Raw genomic sequence first — 16917 nt, forward strand, 5'->3', positions numbered from 1 at the left:
TTTTATCTTTGCAAAGGTAATATGTAAAGCCTTTTAGTAAGACTTATTTTATCTGTAGAGTTTTTTAGTAACGTATCAAAAAAGTGTAAAGTAAATTTAGGCATAGTCAATATAGGCATGAAAAAGGGGAAAAATTACCGGATTTTGGCCCTAAAATCTTGATTTTTGCGGAAAAACAAGGCAGATTTCTCATTTTTGCTGTTATCAGATATAAGGATTTCCTGAAATAATGATTTTTCTTAACCCGAATTTCTGACATATTGCCTGAGTAGGAGATATAAAAAATCCGGTAATCGCCGTTGACACAGATTACCGGATTCTTACAGATAAAAATTGATTTACAAATTTATTCCATTAATAAGCTCTTTCAAGCAACCATGCATCCTGGAAGTTAGGAGCATATTTAGCTTTGATAGCATCGCGGCTGGCAGCTGCATCAGCTTTATCATCAAAGCTAGATACAATGACACGCAACATACCTTGTTCGTTTTCTCCCAGAACAGCATGATAACCTTCGTTCTGCATGCGTTCTTTCAACGAATAGGCATTAGTTTTATTCTTGAAGCTACCGATTACTACGCTATACCGTTTCAAACGGCTTGCATCTTCGCCTTCAGCAGCATTAATACGTTCTGAACGTGTGGTAGCATTGCTAGTCCGTGGTTTGGAAACCGGCGCTACTTCTTCTTCATCATACGTTTCATCCACCTCTTCTGTTACAGGGGCTGTTGTTTCTTTTTCTTTAGCCTGCTCGTATGCTGCCTTATATGCACTCTGTTTAGGCTTACATGATCCGAAAGCCAATAAAAAACAAGCTGTTGCAGCAAATAAAACAATCTTATTCATGTCTTTTTATATTTTAAATTATCTGTTCTTCGTGTTCTGAATGCGCAAAGATATAAATTTATTTAGTACTTTCGCACGTAAATATAATTTATTACGTAAGAATGAACAAAACATTAAGTACAATGATGATGGCAACCACTATTTTATTGGGTTCTTGTCAGTCATCAGAGGTAAAAGACGCAAAAACTGACTCGGTGGAAACGAAGCCTCTGATTGGTCGTTCGGATATCAAGATCGAAGACGGGCGGATGACACCGGAAGCTCTTTGGGCAATGGGGCGCATCGGCGGCGTACAAGTATCGCCGGATGCCCGGAAGGTGGTATATTCGGTGGCTTATTATAGCGTACCGGAGAATAAAAGTAATCGGGAAATCTTCGTGATGAATGCCGATGGTTCGGATAATCAGCAAATCACACGTACTCCGTTCTCGGAAAATGAAGCCAAATGGATCAAGGGAGGTTCTAAAATAGTATTCCTTTCTTCAGAAAGTGGTACCAGCCAGCTGTGGATGATGAATCCGGATGGTTCAGACCGTCAGCAGATTTCGAACTACGACGGGAATATCGAAGGATTCGCTTTCTCGCCGGATGAAAAGAAGGTGTTGTTTATTTCGCAGGTAAAGACTGTTCCAAGTACGCAGGATAAATATCCGGATCTGGACAAAACTACGGGTGTTATTGTAACAGATTTGATGTACAAGCATTGGGATGAATGGGTAACTACAGCTCCGCATCCGTTTGTAGCTGATTTCGATGGTGACCAGGTTTCGAATCCGATTGATATTATGGAAGGTGAACCGTATGAAGCTCCGATGAAACCTTTCGGTGGTATGGAGCAACTGGCTTGGAGTCCGTCGTCGGACAAGGTAGCATATACGAGCCGTAAGAAGGTAGGAAAAGATTACGCCCTTTCTACCAATTCGGATATTTATGTTTATGACCTGAATACGAAGCAGACGACCAATATCAGCGAGGGAATCATGGGATATGATACGAATCCACAGTATTCGCCCGATGGTAAGCATATCGCCTGGTTGAGTATGGAACGCGACGGATACGAATCAGACCAGAACCGCCTGATGGTAATGGATCTGCAAACGGGAGAGAAACGTTTTGTGAGCAAGGACTTCGATTCGAGTGTAAGCGAATTCTGCTGGGGTTCCGATTCGAATACACTTTATTTTACCGGAGTATGGCATGGTGAAATCCAGATTTATGCAGCTGATGCTACCGCTTGTTCGGTTCGTCAGATTACACAAGGTATGAATGATTATTCAGGAGTTGCTTTGATGGGCGATAAACTGATTACGCTGCGTCACTCGATGAGTGCTGCGGATGAAATCTTCTCCGTCTCACCGGCATCGGGCGAAGCTACTCAGCTTTCCTTCGAAAACAAGTTTATCTATGATCAGTTGGAAATGGGTAAGGTAGAAGCCCGCTGGATGAAGACAACCGATGGTAAGGATATGCTGACGTGGATTATTTATCCACCTCATTTCGATCCGAACAAGAAATATCCTACCTTATTATATTGCGAAGGTGGTCCGCAAAGTCCGGTGAGCCAGTTCTGGTCATATCGTTGGAACTTCCAGATCATGGCTGCCCACGATTATATCATTGTCGCTCCGAACCGCCGCGGTCTGCCGGGCTTCGGTAAGGAATGGAACGAAGAAATCAGTGGTGATTACGGTGGACAATGTATGAAGGATTACTTCACGGCTATCGACGAATTCTCTAAAGAACCGTTTGTGGACAAAGATCGTCTGGGTTGCGTTGGAGCCAGCTTTGGTGGATTCTCTGTTTATTGGTTGGCTGGTCATCACAACAAGCGCTTCAAAGCCTTCATTGCACACGACGGTATCTTCAACATGGAAATGCAATATCTGGAGACAGAAGAAATGTGGTTTGCCAACTGGGATATGGGCGGCGCTTACTGGGATAAGCAGAATGCAACAGCACAACGCACTTTTGCCAACTCTCCACATAAGTTCGTCGATCAGTGGGATACACCGATTCTTTGTATCCATGGTGAGAAAGATTACCGCATCCTGGCTAATCAGGGAATGGCTGCCTTTAATGCTGCCGTCTTGCGTGGTATTCCGGCTGAGTTATTGATTTATCCGGATGAAAATCACTGGGTACTGCAGCCGCAGAATGGCGTGTTGTGGCAACGTACATTCTTTGAATGGCTCGACAAATGGTTGAAGAAATAATCAGAAATTTGACTGAATGAAAGCAAAGAGCAGATGAACAAGCCGGAAAGGCTGTTTGATCTGCTCTTTGTCGTTTAGGTGATCTAAGAAGCCTTTTCTTATCATTCAGCTGTGTACATATCTCGTTTTAACAGAAAAGTGTATAAAATATCCTTGTTATTTTATACCTTTGTGTACTAGGAAAAAGAAGAGAATTTCTAATATTTATATGTAATTATATGCTACGAAAAATTCGATTAACATTAGCGATTGTATGTTTTGCGCTGATTACGCTGCTGTTCCTCGATTTTACGGGAACCATTCATGCGTGGTTCGGCTGGTTGGCAAAAATCCAGTTCCTGCCGTCGCTGTTAGCGCTGAATGTAGGTGTAGTAATCGCCTTGTTGTTGCTTACACTCGTTTTAGGGCGTGTGTATTGTTCGGTTATTTGCCCTTTGGGCGTTTTTCAGGATGTCATTTCGTGGATAAGCGGGAAGCGTAAGAAAAAGAAAATGCGTTTCTCGTATTCTCCGGCTGTTACTTGGCTGCGTTATGGTGTCTTTGTTCTGTTTGTGGTGTTGTTGGTAGCCGGTGTTCATGCGGCAGTAGCGTTGTTGGCACCTTATAGTGCTTACGGACGTATTGCCAACAACTTGTTTGCTCCGCTTTATCAATGGGGAAATAACTTGTTGGCTTATTTCGCCGAACGGGCAGACAGCTATGCTTTCTATTCTGTGGATGTTTGGGTAAGAAGTGTCTCGACACTGGTAATCGCTGCCATAACATGTATTGTGGTGGCAGTCTTGGCATGGAGAAACGGGCGGACCTATTGTAATACGATCTGTCCTGTCGGTACTTTGTTGGGATTTGTTGCCCGATTCTCGTTATTCCGTCCGATGATCGATACCGAGAAATGCAAGAATTGTAATCTATGTGCCCGCAAATGTAAGGCTGCATGTATAAACATCCAGGAACATACGATTGATTACAGCCGTTGTGTGGCTTGCATGGATTGCTTGGATAATTGTAAGCATGATGCACTTCATTATCAGTATGCATATGGAAAGAAAGAAGTCGGTAAACCGGCAACTGATGCTTCACGTCGTGGTTTCTTCTCGGCAGTCGGTGTCGTAGCCGCTACTGCTGCCCTGCATGCGCAGGAAAAACAGCAGAAAGCCCTTCGTCAGTATCAGAAGAATCCGAACAAACGGACGGATACCCGTGCTGAATTGCCGACAGACAAGAATAAGGTCGAGCAGAAAGTAGATGGTGGTCTGGCTGATATCGAACCGAAACTGGCTCCCGAACGCCTTACGCCGCTGACGCCTCCGGGTTCGCTTGGGATCGGTAACTTTGCTCAGCATTGTACCGCTTGCCAGCTTTGCGTTTCGGCATGTCCGAATGATGTACTTCGTCCTTCTACCAAGTTGGAGAATCTCATGCAGCCGGAGATGTCGTATGAGCGCGGTTATTGTCGTCCTGAGTGTGTGAAATGCTCTGAAGTCTGCCCAACTGGTGCCATTAAACTGATTACACGAGCTGATAAGTCGGCCATCCAGATTGGTCATGCCGTTACAATCCATAAGAATTGTATTCCGGTGACCGATGGGGTTGAGTGCGGAAACTGCGAGCGGCATTGTCCTACGAAGGCAATTAAGATGATTCCTGTCGATAAGAACAATCCTAACTCTGTCAAGAAGCCGATCGTCAACGAAGAGAAATGTATTGGTTGTGGTGCCTGTGAGAACCTGTGTCCGGCACGTCCGTACAGTGCCATCTATGTAGAAGGACACGAACGTCACCGCGAAGTATAATGTTTAAATAGAGATTGGATATGGAAATACAAGATAAACATAACATCAATCGTCGGGATTTCCTGAAGATTGTAGGAATCAGTACAGCTTCGGCAGCACCGTTATTGTCGGGTTGTTCGTCGGATAAAACGGATGGAGTTGCCGCCGGTCCGTTAGGTGAAGTACCGACTGATAAGATGACCTATCGAACCAGTCCGAAAGGAGAGAAAATCTCCTTGTTAGGATATGGTTGTATGCGCTGGCCGACTATTCCGGCTCCGGAGAAAGGTGGAAATATCATTGATCAGGATGCCGTCAATCGTTTGGTTGATTATGCCATTGCACATGGAGTAAATTACTTCGATACGTCTCCTGTATATGTGCAAGGTTGGTCGGAGAAGTCAACTGGTATTGCCTTGAAGCGTCACCCGCGTGAGAAACTAATCATTGCAACCAAGTTATCAAACTTCCAGAACTGGACGCGCGAGAATTCGATTGCCATGTACAAGCAGTCGCTCAAGGACTTGCAGACCGATTATATTGATTATTATCTGTTGCACTCTATTGGAAATGGTGGTATTGAAACCTTCCGTGCTCGTTATATCGACAACGGAATGTTGGATTTCCTGATTGAAGAACGTAAAGCCGGACGTATCCGTAATCTGGGTTTCTCTTTCCATGGAACAGTAGATGTCTTTGATGAAGTGTTGGCGATGCACGACCATGTGCATTGGGATTTTGTACAAATCCAGTTGAATTATGTGGACTGGCGCCATGCTTCCGGACGGAATGTGAATGCCGAATATCTGTATGCTGAACTAGAAAAGCGCAGTATTCCGGCGATTATCATGGAACCGCTGCTGGGCGGACGCTTGTCGAACGTACCGGAGCATATCATGATGCGTCTGAAAGAACGTACGCCACAAAGCAGCGTGGCTTCGTGGGCTTTCCGATTTGCCGGTTCGCCGGAAAAGGTATTGACGGTATTGAGCGGAATGACGTATATGGAGCATTTGCAGGATAACATCCGTACGTATTCTCCGTTGGTTCCGTTGTCGGACGAGGAAAAAGATTTCCTGGAAGAAACGGCTCAGCTGATGCTTAAATATCCGACGGTGCCTTGCAACGACTGTAAATATTGTATGCCTTGTCCGTATGGTATCGATATTCCTGCCATTCTGCTGCATTATAATAAATGTGTGAACGAGGGAAATCTTCCAAAGAGTCAGCAAGACGAGAATTACAAGGAAGCACGTCGGGCTTATCTGGTCGGATACGACCGGAGTGTACCGAAACTTCGTCAGGCCAGTCATTGTATCGGTTGTGGCCAGTGTAATTCCCATTGTCCGCAAAGTATCGATATTCCGAAAGAATTGCATCGGATTGACCAGTTTGTAGAGCAGTTGAAGCAGGGCACGCTGTAAGACAGTAATGCTTTATTGAATATATTTTTATACCCAATAGGCTAGGATTGGAAGAATCCTAGTGCCTGTTGGGTATTATTTTATAGTTTCAGTCGATTTGTGGGGTCGCTTCGTCCCATTTGCGTGCGCTTTTTATCTGTTGCGAGGTCGTAACTGTGCATCGATCCCTTAGAAATCTTTCGTTGTTTTATCCTTTCTGATTTTTGTGTTACTTTTGCATCCGCAGTTAAGAAGAAGAGCGGATATGACAGAGCAAGAGGTAAGGCGATATTTACGGCAGATGAGGGATGATGATTCTCAACTGGCATTGAAGAAATTCTATGATCTTTGTTATGACCGTTTCTATCGGATCGCGTGGTATTATCTGCACGATGATGAAGCCGCACAAGATATTGTGCTGGATGTCTTCTTTCGGATCTGGCAACGCCGTCAGTCTTTACAGGGAATTGCCAATTTGGAGGATTATTTCTTTATTACCGTCCGTAATGCAGCTCTGGCTCGTTTGGAACAGGAAAAGAAACAACCAGAGAAAACAGATCTGACAGCAGACATCTTGCCGGATATGGATGATTCACCCGAAGAGATATTAATAGGAGAGGAGTTGTTTGCCCGTTATGTGAAGGCGTTGGACCGCTTGCCTCCACGGTGTCGTGAAGTCTTTATTCGTGTTCGTGAAGACAAGCAATCATATGCCGAAGTGGCAGCCGCTTTGGATATTAGTGTTCATACGGTTGATGCCCAATTGCAGAAGGCAATCGCACGCCTGCGGGAAATGTTATTCCCGGATGAGTAAATTCTTTTCTTCGGGTTTAAACCAAAGACAGTCTTTCCGAATTTCGAGCGGCATCTCGATGTTATCGGTAAATAACGCTCCTGTACCCAAACCTTGTGGCAGCGGATTCTGGAACGTTGCACACCACTGTGCAATAGCATTCAGTCCGATATTCGATTCAAGAGCAGAAGTAATCCACCAACCGGTCTGTAACCTTTCCGCTTCCCGAATCCATTCTTCCGAGCCACACATTGCTCCGTGGAGAGAAGGCTTCAAGATGATATATTGCGGACGGATCGTTTCCAGTAATTTCCGTTTCTGGTCAGGCGAATTGATACCAATCAATTCTTCATCCAATGCAATTGGAAGCGGAGAAACGGCACAGAGCCAGGCCATCTCTTCCCATTGTCCAGCGCGAATAGGCTGTTCGATGGAGTGTATGTCGAGTTCTGCCAATCGCTTCAGTTTCTCTAAAGCCGTGTCGGGCTGAAAAGCTCCGTTGGCATCCACACGTAGTTCTACTTCCTCAGCCGAGAAATGTTTCCGGATAAAAGCCAACAAGTCGAGTTCTTCCTCAAAGTGGATCGCTCCAATCTTGAGCTTGATGCAGCGGAAACCTGTTTCCATCTTGTTACGGATCTGTTCGAGCATCCGCTCATAGTTGCCCATCCAGATTAATCCGTTAATGGGAATACCGGCTTCACCTCTGGAAAAAGGTGTATTCCACAAAGCCACCGATTGCTGTTCATAATGCCGAAAGGCTGTTTCCAATCCGAACAGGATGGAAGGATAGGGACGCAATGCCTCTTTATGAATGTATCCGTTTGCCTCCACTTCGCGACAAGCTGCTGTCAATATTTCTTCATAGTTGGGTAAATCGTCACAACTCAACTGAGGTAACGGCGCACATTCGCCCCAACCTTTCCGTTCCGGATACTCATCAGATGAAAGAATGACATACCAGACTTTCCGGGTTGTATAAATTCCCCGTGAAGTTCCGGCAGGTTGCTTGAAATGAAGTGTCTTGGGCAATATCTGAATCCGATACATGATCTGTCTCCTCTTATTTGAGTGAATGATAATAATCTTTCAGTAGGCGGACATCTTCCGCTTTATCTGTGAAGACTTCAATAAATTGCGGATGAATTTGCTGTTCGGTTTGCATGAAAGCCGGTAAGGCTTGTTCCAGTTCTTCCATGGAATGAACAGCCTGATAATCGAAGCCTCGTTCTTTTGCCCAACCTTCAGCATGAGTCGTGTGTGTAGCCGTAACGAAACGATGTGTTCGGTTTTCCATCTTCAATCCGGGCAGAGCCTGGAAGATTTCACCACCACCATTATTCAATAATAAGATACGTAAGTTGCCACGCAAATGATTACTCCATAACGCATTCATATCGTAGAAGAAACTTAAATCTCCAATCAAGACGAAGTTGAGCTTATCAGAAATCCAGGCATAACCTAATGCTGTAGATAACGAACCTTCAATTCCACTAGTTCCGCGGTTACAACAAACCTCAACTGTATCAGGAATCTTAAACAATTGGGCATATCGAACCGTTGAACTGTTGGCCAAATGCAGTACAGCTTCTTTAGGAAGAGCTTGCAATACTTTCCCTATGGCTGCCATTTCAGAGAAGGCAAAGTCGGGCTGTTGGATTTTCTTCGACAGAAATTCCCATTGTTTCGGATATTCACTATTCTTATTGTCGAGCAGATAGGCTATTTTCTCCAGGAACTCAAACGGATCCATTTCGATGACAGTAGTCAGAGAACCGAAAGTATCTGTTACTTTTCCATCAGCTGCCACGTGCCAGTGTTCTTTTGGTGGATGCTTGCGAAGCAATTGCTTCAATCGCTTGGAAACGATATGTCCTCCGTAGGTGATCAGTAAATCCGGAATCAGTTTAAGCTGTTCTTCTTCGGGCAATGAATAGATGATGGCATCGAAGTTCTTGACCGGAATGCCTGGTATCGTTTGGTTACCCGTGTGTTCCGTCAACCAGGCAAAATGTTTGTAAAGCAGTTTACATATCTTCCGTTCGAAGAGATAAATCAGATTCATCTGTCCGACCAGCATCATCCGTTTGGGATAAGCATTGAGCCGGGCGATCAGATCATTGTACTGCCTGTCGTAAATATTTAATCCTTGATATCGGGTGATCACTCTTACTTCAGGAAGCTTTTCTGTTGTGAACTGGAATAGGGGCTCGGAAATCGGAACATTAATATGTACCGGACCTTTTCCATGGTGAGTTAATTCCAATAACGCTTCATTGATGAGTCGGTTACAATACCATTCGTCTTCATCCGTTTTAATCTCCGGCAGATTAACAGAACATTTGGACAAAGAGCCAAATACTTGCGGTTGTGGAAGCGTTTGTCCGTCCATTTGTCCGATCCAGGCACCGGGCCGGTCGGCCGAAATAACGACGAGCGGTATTTGCTGATAATATGCTTCCGCTACAGCCGGATGAAGATTCAGTAAAGCTGTTCCAGAAGTGCAACATACGGCAGCCGGTTTTCCGGTACAAAGAGCCAGACCTAAAGCAAAGAAACCGGCACTTCGTTCGTCGGTAACGGCATGGCAGGAAAAGAACGGATGATTGGCAATCGTATGTATGATAGGAGTGTTCCGGCTTCCCGGACAAAGGACTATATTTCGGATCTCGTGTGCTTTCAATAAAGCAACGAGTTGGAGAATGTTCTTTTTATCAGAGTACATAAATAGTTATTCTAAAATATTTCTCATTGTATTCATCTTGTCTTCAGTCTCATTCCACTCTTCTTCAAGTTTAGAGGATGCCAGTAATCCTCCTCCAGCAAATAAGGTGTAAGTGTTTGCATGAATATTCATACACCGCAGGTTTACATATAAATCCGTATGTCCGGAAGGAGAGATCCATCCAATGAAACCGGAGTAATAACTGCGGTCATATCCTTCATGTTGAAGGATGAATTGATAGGCATCTTCTTTGGGTAAACCACAAACGGCAGGTGTAGGATGGAGCAAATTGATCAGATCACCTAATTTTTGATTATCTGGCAAAGTAAAACGGAAATCACTTTTCAAGTGGGCTAATTCGCCTGCTCGTGCAGAATATGGACCTTTTTCCTTTGGTACGATTCCCAATGTTCCTAATTGTCGGCGGATATAAGTAGCAACTAATTGCTGTTCCTGCCAATTCTTCTGGTCCCATGCATGAGGAAGTTTTCCGTTCTTCAGTCGTTGCGTTCCAGCCAAGGCCACCGTTTGCCATTGATTTCCTTCTCCAGCCAGCAGGATTTCAGGTGTACCACCCATCCAAATGCCTGTCAATGGAGTATAACAGAGATAGACATACGAATAAATATAACGTTCACATGCCTGGAAAAATACTTTCCCGGGTGAGAAACTAGCTGATTTCGGATTTGTTTTAGCCCGTGATAAGACTAACTTGTCTTGAATACCTCGCAATAACGGTTGCTGGAAAGCATGAAAGCAAGCTGTATAATGTGCTTTCTCATTTTCATACGATACTATTTCCGGATAAGCTTGTTGGAAAACTTCGATATTATCTTGCGGAGTTTCCAATATGTCCTCCGGCAAATCCATACAATCCGGTTGGATCAGCACAATAGGATGTTTGTCTGATATGTGGAACGGAGCGATGACAAAACCGCTCCGTCCATTTAATTCTGTATAACTTCCTAGCAAATCCGGAGTTCCATAACTTTGCATTCGAAAATGGATCGTTTCATTTCCCGGAATACGCCATAATGCAAAACTCCGACCTTGCCGGATGAGTGTATCTATAATATGGTAAGAATCTTTTGTTATCATCTCTTTTTCATAACACTGTTGACAACACGAATGGATGAAACCAAACGGTCTGTTGATGTGAAAACATCTACATTCCATACATGCGATGAACGTCCTTTATGGAATATAGTAGCAACGGCTCTGACGGTGTCTCCTTCATGTGCAGATGAGATATGGTTTCCGCTGACTTGCATTCCGACAACAATTTCATCAGGCTGCACAATCAGCATCGAACCTAGGCCTGCAACAGTTTCTGCCAAGGCTAATGTCGCTCCACCATGCAAGATACCGAATGGTTGACGAGTCCGTTCATCTACTGGCATAGTTGCTTCTACACGATCTTCCGATGCATACGTGTATTGAATGCCTAAATTCCCCATTAATGCATGTTTCCCGCGTGCATTCAATTGATCTAAAGGAACCTCTGCTGGACGGATAGCTGATAAAATGGCTTTTTCAATGGCAACAGCCACACCATCTTGTTCGTTAGTCAGCGTTGTTGTTGATGCGCAGACTTTCACAGAATCTCGGGCATTACCCATAGCTACACCCAAACCTGCAAGTTGTAGTATCGGAACATCAGTAATACCATCACCAATAGCGATGACTTCTTCGCGAGTCAGCTTCAACATTTCCATCAATAAAGCCAGCGTATTTCCTTTATCAACTGTAGGCGGTACCACTTCCAGGAAATAATCTTCTGAGCGGAATACATCAGCTACACCTGCCAGTTTCTTTTTCCAGTGATTTTCCAGACCAACAAGTTCTTTTTCGTTGTCACTGGCTAATATACATTTGCAAGGCTCAAAGTCGATGGCATTCGGAAAGTTAGAGACTTGCCGGATATGCATATTGTTGAGATTGGCTTCTTGCTGAACATATGGATCATCTGCACAATCCGTAATCAGGGAATTCTCAAAATAGGTGAAAATCGTGAAACCGTTTTTCTTAGCTTTCTTATCTAGATATGGAATTAATTCCGGATTAATCCGTTTTTCGAACAACAGATTTCCCGTTTGCATTTCGATAATTTGCGCACCGTTATAGGAAATGACATATCCACCGTAATTATTCAATTCCAATTCTTTGGCTAGCGGCAGAATTCCTCCTGTCGGACGTCCGGAGGCTAATACAATATGTACACCCATCTGCTGTGCTTTCAATATAGCAGACTTTGTGTGAGGTGTTATTTGTTTCTGATCGTTTAATAGAGTCCCATCAACATCGATCACTAATAATTTGTACTTCATAGCCTTTATTTTTAGGGATTATCTGACAAATATAAACAAATTGCCGGAAGAATCCTATTGCTTTAGGGATAATTTCAGGAAGTTTCGTATTCGTTAGTTCGTCATTCTGCCGTTTCCAGGATGCTTTGGACGAAATGTGCTACGCCATCTTCGTCGTTGGTGTGCGGAAGGACCAAATCGGCCTGGGCTTTGATTGGTGGCTGGGCATTTCCCATAGCTACGCCTAATCCGGCATATTTGATCATGGATAAATCATTATAGCCATCTCCAATGGCAATGATTTCCTCGCGCTTTGTATGAGTACGGTTTCGCAAGACCTTAATGGAATTGGCTTTGTCGATTCCTTTGGGAACCAGTTCCAGATAGAAAGGTTCTGAACGATAAACATTGATTCGGTTACTTAGTTCGCGACGCAACTTTTCTTCCAGCGGAACTAGTGCTTCCGGATCTCCAACAGCCAGACATTTGTCTGCCGGTTGAGGAAGATCATGTACAAAATCCTGGGTCGCCTGGATTTTCATCCGGGTCAGGAATGATTCATATTGTACATATTGGTTGTCGGGCGTTTCCGTCAGGATATAAGGTCCATTATACGAAAGGATAGATACACCGGCTTTTTGAGATTCCTGATAAAGAACTGGAATTACATCTGGTGGCAACGCCTGCTCAAACAAGACTTTGTCTGTCATGACATCAATAATTTTGCCTCCATTAAAAGAAAGAATGAAACCGCCATAACGCTTTAGCTCCAATTCCTCTGCTAATGGAACAATACCATACGTAGGGCGTCCGGAGGCAAGGGCTATATGTAATCCTTGCTGCTGGGCTTTAATTAATACTTCTTTTGTGAAAGGAGTAATTTCCTTTTGGCTGTTGGTCAGAGTACCATCCAAATCCAATACAAGTAATTTATATTTCATATGGAGTTGTTTTCTGTTTGTTCTTGTTCTGTTGAGTCTCCCAATTGGATGACTTTCCCTTTTTCTTGGATATACTGATATAATTTCCGATAGAAGGGATGATGCGACAAGGTCGAAGCATCACCGATAATGATCAGTTTCATTCGGGCACGAGTAATCGCTACATTCATGCGTCGAAGATCGCTGAGAAATCCGATTTGTCCGGCTTGGTTTGCCCGCACTAAACTGATAAGGATTACATCTCTTTCCTGTCCCTGGAAGCCATCAACGGTATGAATTGTGATGAGTTTGCGAAAAGGTTTGAAGAATGCATTCCGTTTGATCAGACTTCGGAGGTAATACACTTGTGCCTTATAAGGTGAAATTACTCCGAAATCAATTTGTTCCTCAAGTACCCGTTCTTTGGATATATTCTCGATATAGACTTGCAATTGAAGAACCAATAGTTCGGCTTCCTGTTTATTGATCCGACTCAGACTTTCTTCCTGCTGATGTTCCAGATATTCGCAACCGGCTGTGTTGGTCCAGACGATCGGCGTATCCCATTCCAGAATACCGCGCTCGCGTACTTCGGGAGCTGCTTTCAACTGGTCATGATAAAACCAGTGGGAAGGGAAACGCATGATGGTCTCGTTCATCCGGTATTGCAGATTAAGCAAAGAAACAACCTCCGGCTTGTTCAACGCAATAGTTTGCATCAAGGTTTGATCTAAGCCTTCCCGGGCGGCTTCTAGGCATTTGATGGTAGGCGGTAATTGCTGATGATCACCTGCCAGCACAACGCGGTCCGCTTTTCCGATGGCAATCCAACAAGCGGCTTCCAATGCCTGAGCTGCTTCATCAATGAAAAGCGTCGTGAAATGATGTGTTGTCAATAACCGATTGGCTGCTCCTACCAGTGTGCAGGCAATAACACGTGCTTCGTCAAACAGTTCGGCATCTATCTTCATTTCTAGTTCCGTTGCCCGATATTTCAGACGTGATAGCCGGTTTCGTTCTGTATCCCGTTCGCTTCGGCTTTTCTTCCGGAAGTTGGACTGTATTTCCCGGATAGCTTTGCGGATACTCCATAATTCGCTGTAATCAGGATGGGCTTCAAACCGGCGCTCGTATGTAAACGAGAGCATCTTGTCATTAACCCGGGTTGGATTACCGATACGCAATACATTGACTCCGCGATCTACCAGCTTTTCAGCAATCCAATCAACGGCTGTGTTGCTTTGGGCACAAACCATCACCTGATTCTCCCGATGTAAAGTTTCATAAACGGCTTCTACCAGCGTGGTTGTCTTTCCTGTTCCTGGAGGACCATGAACAATCGCTACATCTTTGGCCGCCAGTACCTGATTGACTGCCGATTCCTGGGATGAATTTAGCCAGGGAAAACGAATTGGGAAAAGTTCGCACTTGGAAGCGAACGACTTTCCTAATAATATATCCCGCAATTCGGCCAATCGGTTCCCTTTGGCAGAAAGAACTTCCTTCAAAGCGGCAAACATAGCTTTATAACTTGTCTCATCAAAATAAAGCTGGATGCCTAAATCGGTTTCCCCTTGTATCTCTGTCAGGGCAAAAGGTGAAGGCAAAGAAACAACCATCACATCGTCCTGCACATAACTGATTGTTGAGCTGAAGTTGAAATAGAAGGGTTTCCCGTTACCGTTGGTCTTGAAGAAACAAACGGGGCGACCATATTCAAAGTTATGTTCAACTTCTTTGTCTTCCCGGCGGGTAATTTCTACAACCAGTTGGTTCAGGGAATTATAATAACTTCTGCCTGTAGTAACCGGATACCAGCAAAGACCCTGTTGGATCTTTTTCCAGATCCCAGCCTTTTCTGCTTGTTCCTGGTACATCTCTTTTTCATACATGTACTCTTTCTGGAGGGCATCCTGTTGCTTTTGCAGATGAATTGTCGGAGTTATAATCTGATTTTGTTGCATAACGGTGCAAAAGTACGACAAGATGGACGAATATACAAATGACAAACCCCTCGATAAAACCATTGAGCTTTATTGAGGGGTTTCTAAATAGGTGTCTAAAAATTAAATCTGCTTGCAGTATTCAGTCAGTTTTTCAGGAGTAACATTGGCTGCGATGATAACTCCATTTTCGTCAATCAGAAAGTTTCTTAATCCTTTCTCCAGCTTATACTTTCTGAAGACGTCCGACTGCCGCCCTTCCTTTTCGTGCAACTGATTGGTTCCTTCTAGCTTGTCTGTAGCTACAGTTGCTTCGAAAACCGATGTTTTCTCATCTAATGAGATGGAATACATGGCCAAGTTACCGGAAGTAGCATTCCACTTGTTTACTTCATTCCATAACCGGATGTTACGAGCTCTGGATTCTGCATCATAGGCAGCCCAGAAATTAATCAAGGTGTAATGTCCGGCCTGGTCTTGAAAATGAATTTCTGTTTCATTTTCATTCAACACTATTCTCGGTGCAAGGTCACCCGGGTTCGCACCCTCAGTAGGCTTTGCGTCTTTCGTATCAGCCGCGATTCCGAAGAACAAGACTGATCCTACGAGAAGATAGGCTTTTAATTTCATATTTTAAATATTACGTTAGACATAACCGGCGTAGGCAGGTTTTTCTTCCCTTGCCGCAGCATCTTTATCCCTAAACATGCTGGCCGGCTCCTGATTCTCAGGAAAAGATGAGTAGCTGCTTTCGCTAAAGACAACTGGTCTCATACTTGATTTCGGCTGCAAAGATACGAGTTAATTCCTTATCTTCTCTTGCTTTATATCAATTTTCGACAAATTGACAAACTTTTTTATATGTTATTTAGCTGAAAAATGGGCTGTTTTGCATCTTTTATCATACGCTCGAAAGGGCTTGAAAAGGTCTTTTTCCCTTTTTGTTTGCTTCAATCGTTCAGTGGAAACATAATTTCTTTTATCTTTCGGAGAATAAATCATACGATGAGACGAAATACTTAAAATATTTTAATAAAACGATGGCTACTTATTCGATAACAACCTTGGTAGAGAATTGTGTTTACAACCGCAAGCTGGAAGCGGAACACGGTTTGTCTTTGTATGTGCGAACACCCGAGAAACGGATTTTGTTTGATACCGGACAAAGTGATTTGCTACTTCGAAATGCGACCTTATTGCATATCGACTTAAAGGCGGTGGATGCGTTGGTCCTTTCACACGGGCATAGTGATCATACCGGCGGACTTCGGGCTTTTCTGGCAGAGAATGACCGGGCAACAGTCTTTTGTAAGCGGGATGCCTTGAACCGGAAATTTAAGAAAGAACGGGAGAATGGATTGCTGGATGCTTCGTCGCTTGATCTGAGCCGCTTTTGTTTTGTAGACGAGGTAACTGAGATTTATCCGGGAGTAGTGCTTTGTCCGGATATTCCACTTTGTCAAAAGGAAGATACGCATTTTGATCATTTCTTTACCGAAGTGAACGGTCAGCGTATTCCCGATACCTTTACAGACGAATTGGCTGTTTTTTTACTCACAGATACGACTTATTCAGTGTTGAGTGCCTGTTCGCATCGCGGTATAACGAATGTATTGCGGCAAGGAGAAGCATTCTTCCCAACGCGCCACTTGGATACTTTGATCGGAGGATTCCATATTCATACGGCAGGAGAAGAGAAATATCAGGTCATTGCCCGTAGTCTGGCTGGAAAACATCCGCGGCAATTGGGTATTTGTCATTGCACCGGTGTAGATCAGTTTGCCCGTTTTTGTCGGGATTTCCCTGAATCTGTCTTTTATAACCATGTTGGGTGTAAGACAGAAATAGGCTAACAAATTTCCTGCCCTTTCTATAAATAAAGGTAATTGTCTTTTTGTAAATAAGGTTGACTCCTAAAAAGCAAGAAGATGAAAGAAAGCAATTATGAACAAGAGAAGTTTCGGAAGAATTTGGAAAGAGAGATTTTCCGTTTGGT

Annotated in this window: 13 protein-coding genes; 5 read left to right on the forward strand and 8 right to left on the reverse strand. The window is 43.8% G+C overall.

The annotated features are described in order from the left end of the window. Positions 1-354: 354 nt before the first annotated feature. Positions 355-846, reverse strand: coding sequence for an SPOR domain-containing protein (locus tag MUN53_RS16915; RefSeq protein WP_022454739.1), 492 nt, complete (start codon positions 844-846; stop codon positions 355-357). A 122-nt stretch (positions 847-968) separates the two neighbouring features. Here MUN53_RS16915 and MUN53_RS16920 point away from each other — a divergent pair, with 122 nt between their 5' ends. The 4 genes from MUN53_RS16920 (at position 969) to MUN53_RS16935 (ending at position 7048) form a co-directional block, all read left to right on the forward strand. After that, positions 969-3059 carry a S9 family peptidase gene (locus tag MUN53_RS16920; protein WP_394803102.1) on the forward strand — a complete coding sequence of 697 codons (2091 nt, stop codon included), beginning with the start codon at positions 969-971 and terminating at the stop codon, positions 3057-3059. Between the two features lie 218 nt (positions 3060-3277). Beyond that, on the forward strand, positions 3278-4852 hold the full coding sequence (locus tag MUN53_RS16925) for a 4Fe-4S binding protein (protein WP_243326577.1): 1575 nt from the start codon (positions 3278-3280) through the stop codon (positions 4850-4852). A 20-nt stretch (positions 4853-4872) separates the two neighbouring features. Then, a complete protein-coding gene (locus MUN53_RS16930; RefSeq protein WP_243326578.1) occupies positions 4873-6255 on the forward strand; it encodes an aldo/keto reductase in 1383 nt (460 codons plus the stop codon). Between the two features lie 244 nt (positions 6256-6499). Further along, the gene (locus MUN53_RS16935; RefSeq protein WP_022454735.1) at positions 6500-7048 is read left to right on the forward strand and encodes an RNA polymerase sigma-70 factor; all 549 of its coding nucleotides are present in this window, start codon (positions 6500-6502) and stop codon (positions 7046-7048) included. Here MUN53_RS16935 and MUN53_RS16940 read toward each other — a convergent pair. From MUN53_RS16940 to MUN53_RS16970, 7 genes are all read right to left on the reverse strand, one after another. Beyond that, on the reverse strand, positions 7031-8077 hold the full coding sequence (locus tag MUN53_RS16940) for an o-succinylbenzoate synthase (protein WP_243326579.1): 1047 nt from the start codon (positions 8075-8077) through the stop codon (positions 7031-7033). The two genes, MUN53_RS16935 and MUN53_RS16940, sit on opposite strands and share 18 nt — an antisense overlap. A 13-nt stretch (positions 8078-8090) precedes the next feature. After that, positions 8091-9752, reverse strand: coding sequence for a 2-succinyl-5-enolpyruvyl-6-hydroxy-3-cyclohexene-1-carboxylic-acid synthase (gene menD / locus MUN53_RS16945; RefSeq protein ID WP_243326580.1), 1662 nt, complete (start codon positions 9750-9752; stop codon positions 8091-8093). Positions 9753-9758: 6 nt separating this feature from the next. Continuing rightward, positions 9759-10850, reverse strand: coding sequence for an isochorismate synthase (locus MUN53_RS16950; RefSeq protein ID WP_243326581.1), 1092 nt, complete (start codon positions 10848-10850; stop codon positions 9759-9761). After that, positions 10847-12079 carry a Cof-type HAD-IIB family hydrolase gene (locus MUN53_RS16955; protein ID WP_243326582.1) on the reverse strand — a complete coding sequence of 411 codons (1233 nt, stop codon included), beginning with the start codon at positions 12077-12079 and terminating at the stop codon, positions 10847-10849. Before MUN53_RS16955 ends, MUN53_RS16950 begins: the two co-directional genes overlap by 4 nt. A gap of 101 nt (positions 12080-12180) precedes the next feature. Continuing rightward, positions 12181-12999, reverse strand: coding sequence for a Cof-type HAD-IIB family hydrolase (locus tag MUN53_RS16960; RefSeq protein ID WP_243326583.1), 819 nt, complete (start codon positions 12997-12999; stop codon positions 12181-12183). After that, a complete protein-coding gene (locus MUN53_RS16965; RefSeq protein ID WP_243326584.1) occupies positions 12996-14942 on the reverse strand; it encodes an AAA domain-containing protein in 1947 nt (648 codons plus the stop codon). Before MUN53_RS16965 ends, MUN53_RS16960 begins: the two co-directional genes overlap by 4 nt. Before the next feature lie 102 nt (positions 14943-15044). Next, positions 15045-15551: a thioredoxin-like domain-containing protein gene (locus MUN53_RS16970; RefSeq protein ID WP_022455479.1), complete on the reverse strand. Its 507-nt coding sequence runs from the start codon at positions 15549-15551 to the stop codon at positions 15045-15047. 410 nt (positions 15552-15961) lie between these two features. On the opposite strand from MUN53_RS16970, the gene MUN53_RS16975 reads away from it, so the two are divergent. Beyond that, positions 15962-16774, forward strand: a complete 813-nt coding sequence (locus tag MUN53_RS16975) for an MBL fold metallo-hydrolase (RefSeq protein ID WP_243326585.1) — start codon at positions 15962-15964, stop codon at positions 16772-16774. Positions 16775-16917: the final 143 nt, after the last annotated feature.

This window comes from Parabacteroides faecalis, from assembly GCF_022809355.1.
Classification (GTDB): Bacteria; Bacteroidota; Bacteroidia; order Bacteroidales; family Tannerellaceae; genus Parabacteroides; species Parabacteroides faecalis.